Raw genomic sequence first — 12,416 nt, 5'->3', positions numbered from 1 at the left:
TCCATTAGGGGGATTCGCTATGGCGAATAGCTTTACTTGCAATATCGTCAGCGCTGAAGCATCCATCTTCTCAGGTACTGTTGAGCAGGTGATTGCTTCCGGAATGATGGGTGACCTGGGCATTTTGCCGGGTCACGCTCCGCTGCTGACCGAGCTTCAGCCGGGCCCGATCCGCGTGATCTATGATGGTGGCGCAGAAGAGAACTTCTACGTCACTGGCGGTTTCATGGAAGTTCAGCCGGACGTGGTAACGATACTGGCTGATGCCGCATCACGGGCCAGCGACCTCAATGAGGCTGCTGCCGAAGAAGCGCGTCAGCAAGCGCTGAAAGCCTTTAACGATAAGTCATCGGAGCTTGATTATACTCGAGCGGCCGCTGAACTTGCCGAAGCCGTTGCTCAGCTGCGAACGATTCAGCAGCTGCGTAAAAAGGCGGGTAAAGGCTAATACCCACGCATTTGGCGTGGTACAGCGCCCCTTAAGCCCGTTATCAGGGTTTAAGGGGCGTTTTTTTGTTGGGTAGTAAGGATAGTAATATAAGTAAGTATGATGAGTTAGGTAATGGATTAAGTCGGCAGCACGACGTTTGTCAGTGTGAAGGGGAGAGCCATGGCGCTTAACGATGAAAGCCTACAGCAATTAAAAGCCGAACTACTCGACGAGTTGGCCAAGGAAGTGCCTAGTAAATCGGTGCTCTCTTTGCGTTTGGCCGAAACCCGCTCAGCGGATATCGGTGAAGTGCTCGAAGAGATGATCGAGGATGACGAAGAGCTACCTGCGGCGCTCGCTCTGCTGGATATTCTCTCTGCCGAACGGGCTGCCAATGTGTTGGGCTATTTGCCCGGTGAGAGCCAGCTTGAGGTAGTCGGGAAGCTGGACGACAGCCAAGTACTCAAGCTGCTCGAAGAGATGGGCTCGGACGAACGTGCCGACCTATTTAATCTACTCAGTGAAGACCGGCGTGAAGCATTGCTGCGTCGCATGGCTCACCGCGAGCGGGAAGACCTAAAGCGGCTTGCCAGCTACGAAGAGGGTACCGCAGGCGCCATCATGACCTCTGACTATGTGTCCATAGCCAGTGGCATGACGGTGTCGCAAGCGATGATGCGGGTACGTCAGACCGCCCCGGATGCAGAAACGGTCTATCAGCTCTATATCCTCGATAGTGATGGGCATTTGATCGGTACTATGTCGTTACGCCAACTGATGGTGGCACGCCCAGGCGCCATTGTGGATGACATCATGATCAAGGATGTTATCAGCACCCGCGTTGATAATGCTCAGGAAGATGTTGCCCGAATTGTGGCAAAGTACGACCTGTTAGCGCTGCCGGTGATCGATGCGGACGGCCGGATGGTTGGCATCGTGACCCACGATGACGCCATGGATGTGGCTGAATCCGAAGCAACGGAGGATTTCCACAAGGGGATGTCGATCGGCCAGTTGGAAGATGGTGTGAGCCGTGTGAAGCTCTGGAGCCTTTACCGTAAACGCGTGTTCTGGCTGGTTCTATTGGTGTTTGCCAATCTTTTTTCGGGGGCCGGGATTGCCTATTTTGAAGAGACCATTGCCGCCCAGGTGGCGTTGGTGTTCTTTTTACCGCTGTTGATCGGCAGTGGCGGTAACGCGGGGGCGCAGGCTGCCACGTTGATGGTGCGCGGTATGGCGACCGGTGATGTCGGGGTAAAAGACTGGGGCAAACTACTGGGCCGCGAACTGCTGGTGGCGGGCTCGCTGGGTATCACCATGGCGATTGCAGTCACGCCGATTGGCATTATGCGCGGGGGCGAAGCGTTGGCCATGGTAGTGGCCTTTAGCATGGTCACCATCGTGCTGTTCGGCAGCCTGCTGGGCATGTGTCTGCCCTTTGTTCTCGAGCGCTTCAAGGTCGACCCGGCCACAGCTTCGGCGCCACTGGTGACCACCTTGATCGACGCCTCGGGGGTGGTGATTTACTTCAGTATTGCCACGCTGCTGCTGTCTTAATGGTGGAGAAAGGTTCTAGGGTTAACGCATGGAGCTGCTGGCTGCGCGGGTAATAAACAGCACTTCCACATGACCCAGCCACTCGATATCGCTAGCCAGCGCCTTCAACTGGCTAGCGAGGCACTGAGGCGGTTGATGCACTGCATCAGCAATAATCAGCGATACCGAGACCTTATCGTCCAGGTAGTGCAACTGCAGCTCGTTTAGCGTTCGCCAGACTGGGTGCTTATACCAGCGGGCATCTAGCGCAGCCTCTACTTCAGGTCGCAGCGGAAGGCCGGGAAGGCGGCTGGGATCGCCCGCACCGGCGTCGTCTTCGGGGTCAACGTGGAAGATCACATCGGTTAACGCAGGGAATTCGTGGCGCAGGCGGCGGCTGACTTCGTTACCGATCTCATGCGCTTCGGAGACGGTGATTTTGGGTCCTACCACCACGTGTAGATCAACCATGACCCAGCCCGCCGACTGGCGAGTACGCAGATCATGAACGCTATCCACACCCGGAACGCTGCAGGCCACATCGTGCATCTGATCCTGAACATCTACCGGCAGCGCGGTATCGACCAGCTCGCGGGCCGACTCCCACAGCAAGTCCAACCCTACCTTACCCACTAATAAACCGACGATGATGGCAGCGACAGCATCCAGCCAGCCCAAGCCAAACTGAGCGCCTACCAGGGCTACCAGCACCACGGCGGTGGATAAGGCATCGCTGCGCGAGTGCCAGGCATTGGCTTCGAGCAATTTTGACTTTACCCGCTTAGCCACTCGCATGGTGTAGCGAAAAATCCACTCCTTACTGAGCAGCGCAATCACCGTGATGACAATCGCCAGCATACCAGGCGCGTTAACGGCAGTACCGCTAAACAGGCGATCCAGGCTCGACCAGGCAATACCGCCCGCCACGAAGATCAGCACACTTCCCAGCAATAGGGTGGTCAGGGTTTCGATTCGGCCGTGGCCGTAGTGGTGGTCTTTATCGGGCTCCTGGCGGCCGTAATGAATGGCTGCCAGGACAAAACCATCGGTGACTAAATCTGATAGGGAGTGAATGCCGTCGGCGATCAACGCCGCTGAGCCGACCATAAAACCAATGGTGACTTTAACGACACTCAACAGGGCGTCCAGCCATGCACCGATGTAGGTGACACGCTTGGCTTCTTGGCTAAGTCGCGCTTGATCGTGAACCACTGGCGTTTCAACGGTCTGAGTCATGGGTACCTTGCAAGGAAGCACGCATTCAATAGATGCCCATTGTAGCGCACTCCTTATATCCTCTATAGCGTCCACTGCCTTTGGATGGTGAAACAGCACTTTTCAGTGGTTGTAGCGGTTAATATCAGCAAGGCAATGGCGGACAAAGAATTGGTGGATGTGTATCCTTAAGCGCCATTGAAAACCATCAAATTGTGACTCTACACAGGATTATTTATGGATTGGCTCCAGGTGGTGGTGTTAGCGGTTGTTCAGGGAATTTCTGAATTTCTACCCGTTTCAAGCTCTGCCCACCTGATTTTGGTGCCTGTGCTGACAGAATGGGAAGATCAAGGCTTAGCCTTTGATGTAGCGCTGCATTTGGGCAGCCTCTCCGCGGTAATACTTTATTTTCGCCACGAAATTTGGCAGATGATGACCAGCAGCCTAGCTGCTATGCGCGGTAAAGGCGTGAACGATGACGCACGGCTCGCCTTTTGGGTGACATTAGCCACGATCCCCGTGGGTATTATTGGTTTAGTACTGCACGATGTTATTTCTCACTATATGCGCTCTACACTGATAATTGGCTTCAGTTTAATTGGTTTCGGTCTATTGTTGGGGTATGCCGATTGGCGAAAAGGGGGAACGCGCAGCGAATATCAACTGCGTTTGAAGGATGTGCTGATTATTGGCGGTGCCCAGGCGCTGGCGCTAATTCCTGGCACGTCGCGCTCGGGCATTACTATTACGGCGGCTTTAATGGTGGGAATGAGCCGGGAAGGCGCCTCACGTTTCTCTTTTTTGCTGTCGATTCCGGTGATTGTGTTGGCCGGTGGCTTGGAAGCCATAGGCCTTTTTAACGCATCGGAGTCGATTGATTGGTTAGCGATGCTAGTGGGTACGTTCCTGTCCGGGGTCAGCGCGTACCTGTGTATCCACTACTTCCTAGTCATCATCAAAAAATTGGGGATGCAGCCGTTTGTTATTTATCGCGTATTGTTTGGCGCTTGGCTGCTGTGGTTCTTTTATTTTTAACAGCTTAATTTTTAGAGTTTTATTTCCAGGGCAAGGCAGCTATGAACAGGTCTGATAAGAAAAAGTCTGGCAAAACTGAGTTGGTAGAAAGGTCGGGTAGGTGGGGAAGGGAATTAGGAGTGTTAGGCGTATTGTTGGGTGCTCTGCTGGTACTGCCTGGCTGTTCCGAGAGTGATCGTCCGCTGGAATCCCCCGTCCGTTTTGACGGCAATATTTTTGGCACTTTTTATCAAGTCACCATTATGGATCCGCTCACTCAGGGCGAGTCTCTTGCACTGGAAGAGGGTTTCAAAGCGGAGCTTGAGAGCGTTGATCAGGCGATGTCCACCTACCGTGACGATTCCGAACTAATCGCCTTTAACGAGGCGCCTGTAGACGAGTGGCAACCACTCTCCAACGAACTGATTGAAGTGTTGGCCATCAGCCAGTCGGTGGCTGAAGCTAGCCACGGTGCCTTTGATATTACGGTGGGTGACCTGGTTAATTTATGGAGCTTCGGCCCCGGGTCCCGGCCTGAAGAGGTACCTGCTGATGAGTTGCTGGCCGAGCAACTTGCCCGAGTGGGTTTTGATGCAGTAGAGCTTGATAGCCAAAATATGCAGGCAAGGCGTACTCGCGATGTGTTTGTCGATCTTTCCGGTGTGGCCAAAGGCCATGCCACGGACCGAGTGGCCACATATTTGGATCAACAGGGTATTGAGCACTACTTAGTCAATTTAGGTGGCGACCTGATCGCCCGTGGCGTACGCGATGAAGACGAGCAGACTCCGTGGCGGATTGGCATTGAAGTCCCCGAAGATGGCCAGCAGCGTGCACAACATATTATTCCGCTAGAAAGCATGTCAGTCGCTACCTCGGGTGACTATCGCAACTATTTTGAGGTAGAGGGTGAGCGCTTCTCGCACACCATTGACCCGCGCACAGGCCGACCCGTCACTCACCAATTAGCGTCGGTGTCAGTCTTCCACCCCTCTAACGCTTGGGCGGATGCTTGGGCGACGGCACTATTAGTCGTCGGCGAGCAAGACGCTATGCAAATGGCCATCGAGAATAACCTAAAAGTACTTCTGCTCGTTCGCGAGGGTGAGCAGTGGCGCAGCATTGCTACGCCTGAATTTGTTAATTATTTCGGTGAATCACTGGTTGATGAGCTGGGTATTGAACAACTCCCTACTCCGACGCCCACCAACCAACCCGTAACAGGTGAATAACATGCATGAACTGGATATCGTCATTCTCGCCGCGGGTAAAGGCACGCGTATGCGTTCTCAAACCCCTAAAGTACTGCATACCTTGGCGGGTAAGCCAATGGTGCAGCATGTATTGGATACTGCCTCCGGGCTGCAGCCTGATCGTACCCATGTCGTCATCGGCCATGGTGCGGAACAGCTGCGCGAGGCGCTGGCCGACACTGCGGTGCAGTTTGCGGTGCAGGCCGAACAGAAAGGCACCGGTCACGCGGTGGCTCAAGCGCTTGAGCAGCTCGGTAGCGGCAAGGTGCTTATCCTCTATGGCGATGTCCCCCTGTTACAGCGTGATTCACTGAGGGAGCTGTTGGCCCAAGTGGATGAACAGCACATCGGGCTGTTGACGGTGACGCTGGATGACCCAACGGGCTATGGCCGGATTGTGCGCAACGACGCGGGCCATGCTGTGGCGATTGTCGAACAAAAAGATGCCAACAACTCACAGCTTGCAATTAGTGAATGCAATACCGGTATTATGGCTATGACCAGCGCTCAGCTAAAACGCTGGTTACCCCAGCTTTCCGCCGAGAATGCCCAGGGCGAGTACTACCTGACCGATGTGATCGCCATGGCCGCCGACGAAGGCATCAAGGTCTGCACGGCCCAGCCAGCCACTGCGGTTGAAGTGGAAGGCGTTAATAATCGCGCACAAATGGCCCGCCTGGAACGTGCTTATCAGCAGCAGCTTGCCGATAAGCTGATGGCAGAGGGCGTGGCGCTTGCCGACCCCGCACGCTTGGATGTGCGCGGGCGTTTAACCTGCGGCCATGATGTCTTTATTGATGTGGGCTGCGTTTTTGAAGGCGACGTTGAACTGGGTGAGGGTGTGCGTATTGGCCCTTACTGCGTGATTAAAAATAGCACCATTGGTGCCGAAAGCGTGGTAGACACCCATAGTGTGATAGAGGGCACCGTGGCAGCGGGCTTGAACCAGATCGGCCCCTTTGCGCGGCTACGCCCCGGGACACGGTTGGCGGTAAAAGCCAAGGTGGGCAATTTTGTTGAAACCAAAAATGCCGATGTCGGTGAGGGTAGTAAGATTAATCACCTAAGCTATGTAGGTGACGCACGCTTAGGCCGGGATGTGAACGTTGGTGCGGGCACGATTACCTGCAACTACGACGGTGCCAACAAACACCATACAGAGATTGGTGATAATGCCTTTATTGGCTCGAACACAGCCTTGGTCGCGCCTGTTTCGGTAGGCAAAGGCGCTACCGTAGGGGCAGGGTCGACAATTGCTAAAGACGTTACCGATTACGCCTTAGCCGTCACGCGTGGTCGCCAGCTAGAAAAAATCGACTGGCTGCGCCCCAGCAAGCGTACAGAGCCATAATTCGTTATTAATTCGTAAAATGGCGATTAAATTGGTTTTAAAATAGTGCTAAGAATCATTAAAAAGCCGTATTCATAATCAATGGCCGTTGTTTTACCGTTCTGCAGATTGGTTGAGTAGGGTTTGTAAGAAAAAGCTGGCGAGCGGAAAGGCTCTGGTTAAAAGTGCTCTGGTTAATAACCTAGGAGAGTGATTATGTGTGGCATTGTTGCCGCCGTTGCCCAGCGCAACGTCCAAGAAATTCTATTAGAAGGACTAAAACGCCTGGAATATCGCGGCTATGATTCGGCCGGTATGACGGTGTTTAGCGATGGCGTGCTGACCCGTCGCCGGGCGCTCGGAAAAGTGGCGGCGCTCGCTGCGCAATTGGAAGCTTCCGCGCTACCGGGTTTTTCGGGCATTGCACACACCCGCTGGGCAACCCACGGCAAACCCTCTGAAGCTAATGCCCATCCGCATCATAGCGGCTCCCACATTGATGAAAACCAAGTGGCGGTGGTGCATAACGGGATTATTGAAAACTACGAGAATATAAAAGATAACTTGCAGCGCAGCGGCTACACGTTTAACTCCGAAACCGACACCGAAGTAATTGCCCACTTACTCTCCGAAAAGCTGAACGATGGCCTCTCCCTGTTTGACGCGACGCAACAGATCGTTAACGGCTTAGGTGGCGCTTACGCCTTGGGCGTGATGAGCGCAAAAGAACCCGGTGTGGTCGTCGGCGCCCGCCAGGGCAGCCCGCTGGTCGTTGGCGTGGGCATTAATGAAGCCTTTTTAGCCTCCGACCCGCTGGCACTGCTGCCGGTGACGGACCGCTTCATTTATCTTGAAGAGGGCGATCTGGTTGAACTGCGTGAGCAGGGCTTTATTCGCATTGTAGATCGTCACGGTAACCACGTTGAGCGTCCTATCCAGACCTTTGAACACGGTGATGGGGCTGCCAGCAAAGGCGAATATCGCCATTACATGCTTAAGGAAATTTTCGAACAGCCGAAGGTGATCGAGGCAGTATTAGAAGGGCGGCTGAGCGCTCAAAGTGTGTTAGTGGAGAGCTTTGGCCCTGATGCTCTGGCGCTTTTCCAGCGTACCCGCCAAGTGCATATCATCGCCTGCGGCACCAGCTACCACGCCGGGCTGGTGGCGCGTTACTGGCTAGAGCGTTACGCCGGAGTACCGGTTCAGGTCGAAGTGGCCTCTGAGTACCGTTACCGCCACCCAGTCGTGCCCGAAGGTACGTTGTTTGTCAGCCTCTCCCAGTCAGGTGAAACCGCGGATACACTGGCGGCGCTGCGTTTTGGGAAAACGCTGAACTATGTCGGGTCGTTGGCAATCTGTAACGTGCCCGGCAGCTCATTGGTGCGTGAGTCGGACATTACCCTGATGACACGCGCAGGCCCTGAAATTGGTGTGGCCTCAACCAAAGCCTTTACGACTCAGCTAGTGGCGCTAATGCTGCTGACGCTTTCCGTGAGCAAAGCAAAAGGGCAGGCCGAATACCCAGATATCATCGCCGCTCTACGCACGCTGCCCGAGGTGTGCCAACGAGTGCTGGCGCTAGACAGCCAGATCGAAGCGCTTTCCCAAGCATTTGCTGAAAAACACCATGCGCTCTTTTTAGGGCGCGGCGCCCACTACCCGATCGCCCTGGAAGGGGCGCTGAAGCTCAAAGAGATCTCTTATATTCATGCCGAAGCGTATCCGGCAGGCGAACTTAAGCACGGCCCGCTGGCGCTGGTGGACAGCGAAATGCCGGTGATCTCGGTCGCCCCCAACGACGACCTACTCGAAAAGCTAAAATCCAACCTTCAAGAAGTCCGCGCCCGCGGTGGCCAACTGTTTGTATTTGCCGATGAAAGCGTGGGCATTGATGCCCAGGAAGATATTCGTGTGCTAACGCTGCCTCACGTGCATGAAGCACTGGCGCCGCTACTGTATACGCTGCCGTTACAGCTACTCAGCTACCACGTCGCCGTGCTTAAAGGTACTGATGTTGACCAGCCGCGTAACCTAGCCAAAAGCGTGACGGTGGAGTGATAACGTCGCCAAACATTACACTTAGTGTCGGAGACGAATAAAGTTTGATAAAAAACAATAAAGTCTGATAAGAAATAATAAAGTTTGTTAAAAATTGGCCTCCTGATATGCTTCATGCATAGGGAGGCCTTTCTATGGATACGAGTAAGTCCGTTGAGCCTAAGCAGAAGAAAAAACTGAAGACACGTGGGCGTGGTTCAGGGAAAGAATACGAACCGTTTATTAAAATCCACGAAATAAGCAGCAGCGGAGAGAGTGTCCGTATCAGAAGCGCTACGGTAGGTCGCACTCACCACCTGCTGTCGGGTATAGAGCGCGATGCGTTTCTTATGTTCGATCAGTTGGATCAAACGACAGACCTTCGCGAACAATTCCCTCTTCCTGTTGATGACACCTTAGAAATTTGTCGGCAGCTGGGCATCAAGCATCCCCAGCAGCGTGGTTACCTCATGGTTGTCTCGACTGATCTGCTGGTCGATTTTGCAGACGGGAAAAAAATAGCGATTGCGATAAAACCGGTATCAAAGCTGAGTGAGCAGCGAACCATAGAACTCTTGCAGATTGAGAAGAGCTACTGGGAATGCCGGGGCGTCGCGTGGCACTTGTTTACTGAGCGTGAAGTTACCGATGGGATGCGTGAAAATTTAAAATGGATTCAGCCCTATGTAGGTGAGGATGTGGCTGACCACTATCAGCTATCACTGAGCGAAGTCGACGACCTCATCAGGCGTATTCAGCCGCATCCGCAAGCCAAGGTGTCCCAGTTATGTGCAAAGCTAGACGATCAATATAGCGTTGAGCCTGGCTTCCATCTCAGTATTTTTCGTTACGCTGTCGCCCAACGCTTCATCAAAGCACCGTTTGATCAGCCTTTTCATAGCTGGCAATGCAAGGATTTAGCCGTAAGCGAAAAAGCGCAGGCCAATGAGGTGTTCAATGCATCTTAACCTTGTTTACACGGATCCCAGCACAAAATGCCGCTTTCGCGTAGTGCGAGAACAGATCAGTGAATTGATGTTGATTGACATCGATGACGCCAATGCGTGGCCCTTTCCCATAGAAGAAGAACAGTTAAAGGCGCTAGAGTATGAGCGCATTGACGACCCATACCCGTTGCCGGATGTTCCTGTTGGTAGCTTGGCTGCAGAGAAGCGAGACGAAGCGTGGGAAGTTATGGTGCCACTTCTGGATCGTTACCGTGACTTGTTCGATAAAAAGAAAAGAAACCAATTAATAAAACAGCGACTAGAGAGTACCACCAAAAGTCGGCTGTATATCACTCGTACGCTTCGCCGCTACTGGCAACGAGGCATGGCACCCAATTCGCTGGCACCTGATTACAATCGCTGCGGTGGTAAAGGAAAACCGCGCCGCGACGTTAAGCAAAAGCTTGGGCGTAAACGTACGGTGACTCCAGGCGAAGGGGTGCCAGTAACCGATGAAATAGCTGAAATTTTTAAAGCGGTGATAGATGGCTTTTATTTGACCAACCCAAAGCTTCCGCTAAAAGCAGCGAAGGACAAGGCTATCGGGCTTTATAAAGCCCGCTACCCTAATGCAGAACCTTCGATGGTGCCGACGCTTGCCCAGTTTCGGTATTTTTACAGTCAAAACTATCGCCCCGGTGAAGCGGCATACAAAAAGATACCCAAGCGGGTGTATCAAAAGGATATGCGTCCACTGCTGAGTACCTCGGGGAATATGAATTTCGGTCCAGGTGCCCGCTACGAAATCGATGCCACCATCGGCGATATTTACCTCGTATCTGATCAAGATCCCAACGAAATTATTGGGCGGCCGACCATCTACTTCGTGAAAGATGTTTTTAGCCGAATGGTAGTGGGGCTTTATATCGGCTTAGAAAACGCCTCTTGGGTCTCGGCTATGATGGCGCTGGCCAATGCCTTTACGAATAAACAAGATTTCTGTCGCAAGTATGGTATTGAAATTGACCTTAACGTTTGGCCAAGTATCGGTATTCCAGCAGGTATTATGGCTGACCGAGGCGAGCTGCTCTATCGTCAAGCAGATGTATTGGTAAACCGATTTGGCATCCAACTGAGCAACTCGCGCGCCTACAGAGGGGATGATAAAGGGATATGCGAGCGACACTTCAACACGACTCAAGCAGAGTTTAGACCCTATACGCCGGGTATTGTTGAGGCAGAAAATGGCAAAAAGCGAATCGGAAAGCGCTATGAGCTAGACGCGACTCTGAGTCCGTCTACCTTCACGAAGTTAATGATCAATTTGGTCATCTATTACAACAATGTGAATCCAGTATCAGGGTACGATTTTGCACCGGATATGCCAGCTAGCCTCCCTGCAACGCCTGTTAGCCTCTGGCAATGGGGCATTCAGCACAGAACAGGCAAACTACGCGTATGCGATGAGAAGCTCACGTGGATTAACCTGCTGCCGTATGAAACGGGCACTATTTCAGAAGTAGGCATCACGTTTAAAGGGTTGGTATATACGTGCCAGGAAGCGCTTGCAGAGGGCTGGTTTGACCGTATACGTCAGAAGCGACCTGAAACAGTCACCATCGCGTTCGATCCTCGGCGCACCAACACGGTATATCTTCGGCCCGATGAACGGTTTGATAGCTACTGGGCATGTGAGCTTTCAGATCGCAGTCGACGTTATCGGGATATGAGCTTTTTAGAGGCAGGTAGAAAACTAAAAGAAAGCCGAAAAACAGAAGCCAAAGCTAGGCAGCGAGCAGCCTTTGAAAAGCCTGATCTAATTGAAAATATTGAGAAAATAGTTGCTGAAGCCAAGAAAAATAATAAGGCATCCCAGCAAGACCTCCCTAACTCTCAACGTTTGGCTGGCATTAAGGATAATCGTTCTAAAGCAAAAGAAAATGAGCGTTCTCAGCGTAAAAGCGATAAGCACGTTCACCGTAAAAAGCCTGCAGATGTGGTCACTTTAAAACCGAAGGAAGCACCGGAAGAGAGTTTGGATTACCCAAGCCTCATTCCTTTCTTGGAGGATGATGATGACTAGGCTCGTGAACGCACAATACCGAGAAGCCGAAATCCTAGATTATGAAGGCCATCCCCTCATTACTGCGCTCCCACCCATCAATTCACCACAAGCGACCGCCGAAATGTTGTCGCTAACGCCCAATATTCCTGAGGCAGAAAAAACGCTGCCACCGCATATTCGCCGCCATGCGATGATGCGGATATTGGATCAGTTTCTGCACCCGACGAAATCACATTTGCAGTTAGAGCAATTAGTGTCAGGGATGTTGAGGCGTGGCTATCTAGGTCGCAATATTGCGGGCATCGAATATCAGCGCAACCTAAATGATGTAGGGCGCACGGACTTTAATGCCATTCTGCGCAACGCAGGCAGTGCTGCTTTAACGAGCTCGGTCATTGGGTGCTCGGGGACCGGAAAGTCAACAGCCATTGAGGCAATACTCAAGCACTATGACCAAGCGCTTTACGAGTTATAGTCAAATCTGGTGGATGGCAGTCAGGCGGCAGTCCTGTCTGATTGATCGGTTACCTGCTCCCCATCCTGAAACCGGACGTTGTTCACGACCAGCTCCAGCTTGCTGAACCCC

General features: G+C 52.7%; 10 protein-coding genes. 9 read left to right on the top strand and 1 reads right to left on the bottom strand.

Annotated elements, in window-relative coordinates; translation table 11 throughout:
• Positions 1-19: 19 nt before the first annotated feature.
• A complete protein-coding gene (locus tag V8L70_RS20025) occupies positions 20-448 on the top strand; it encodes a F0F1 ATP synthase subunit epsilon (protein WP_101145103.1) in 429 nt (142 codons plus the stop codon).
• Positions 449-610: 162 nt separating this feature from the next.
• Positions 611-1,987, top strand: a complete 1,377-nt coding sequence (gene mgtE, locus V8L70_RS20020) for a magnesium transporter (protein WP_101145104.1) — start codon at positions 611-613, stop codon at positions 1,985-1,987.
• Between the two features lie 21 nt (positions 1,988-2,008).
• On the opposite strand, the gene V8L70_RS20015 is transcribed toward mgtE, so the two are convergent.
• Positions 2,009-3,202, bottom strand: a complete 1,194-nt coding sequence (locus V8L70_RS20015; RefSeq protein WP_008959068.1) for a cation diffusion facilitator family transporter — start codon at positions 3,200-3,202, stop codon at positions 2,009-2,011.
• 216 nt (positions 3,203-3,418) lie between these two features.
• On the opposite strand from V8L70_RS20015, the gene V8L70_RS20010 reads away from it, so the two are divergent.
• The 7 genes from V8L70_RS20010 (at position 3,419) to V8L70_RS19980 (ending at position 12,305) form a co-directional block, all read left to right on the top strand.
• Positions 3,419-4,219 carry an undecaprenyl-diphosphate phosphatase gene (locus V8L70_RS20010; RefSeq protein WP_101145105.1) on the top strand — a complete coding sequence of 267 codons (801 nt, stop codon included), beginning with the start codon at positions 3,419-3,421 and terminating at the stop codon, positions 4,217-4,219.
• A 119-nt stretch (positions 4,220-4,338) separates the two neighbouring features.
• Positions 4,339-5,430: an FAD:protein FMN transferase gene (locus V8L70_RS20005; RefSeq protein ID WP_101145106.1), complete on the top strand. Its 1,092-nt coding sequence runs from the start codon at positions 4,339-4,341 to the stop codon at positions 5,428-5,430.
• A 1-nt stretch (position 5,431) separates the two neighbouring features.
• Entirely contained in the window at positions 5,432-6,802 is a 1,371-nt protein-coding gene (gene glmU, locus V8L70_RS20000; protein ID WP_101145107.1) for a bifunctional UDP-N-acetylglucosamine diphosphorylase/glucosamine-1-phosphate N-acetyltransferase GlmU, read from the top strand.
• Positions 6,803-6,997: 195 nt separating this feature from the next.
• On the top strand, positions 6,998-8,839 hold the full coding sequence (gene glmS, locus V8L70_RS19995; RefSeq protein WP_101145108.1) for a glutamine--fructose-6-phosphate transaminase (isomerizing): 1,842 nt from the start codon (positions 6,998-7,000) through the stop codon (positions 8,837-8,839).
• 134 nt (positions 8,840-8,973) lie between these two features.
• Positions 8,974-9,786: a TnsA endonuclease N-terminal domain-containing protein gene (locus tag V8L70_RS19990; protein WP_101145109.1), complete on the top strand. Its 813-nt coding sequence runs from the start codon at positions 8,974-8,976 to the stop codon at positions 9,784-9,786.
• Positions 9,776-11,848: a Mu transposase C-terminal domain-containing protein gene (locus V8L70_RS19985; protein ID WP_336270495.1), complete on the top strand. Its 2,073-nt coding sequence runs from the start codon at positions 9,776-9,778 to the stop codon at positions 11,846-11,848. Before V8L70_RS19990 ends, V8L70_RS19985 begins: the two co-directional genes overlap by 11 nt.
• Before the next feature lie 4 nt (positions 11,849-11,852).
• Positions 11,853-12,305, top strand: coding sequence for a hypothetical protein (locus V8L70_RS19980; protein WP_336270493.1), 453 nt, complete (start codon positions 11,853-11,855; stop codon positions 12,303-12,305).
• The last annotated feature ends 111 nt before the right edge of the window (positions 12,306-12,416 follow it).

The organism is Vreelandella arctica (assembly GCF_037070215.1).
GTDB lineage: Bacteria > Pseudomonadota > Gammaproteobacteria > Pseudomonadales > Halomonadaceae > Vreelandella > Vreelandella arctica.
Note: the sequence above shows the minus strand (reverse complement) of the source record. Positions and strands in the feature narration are given on the sequence as shown.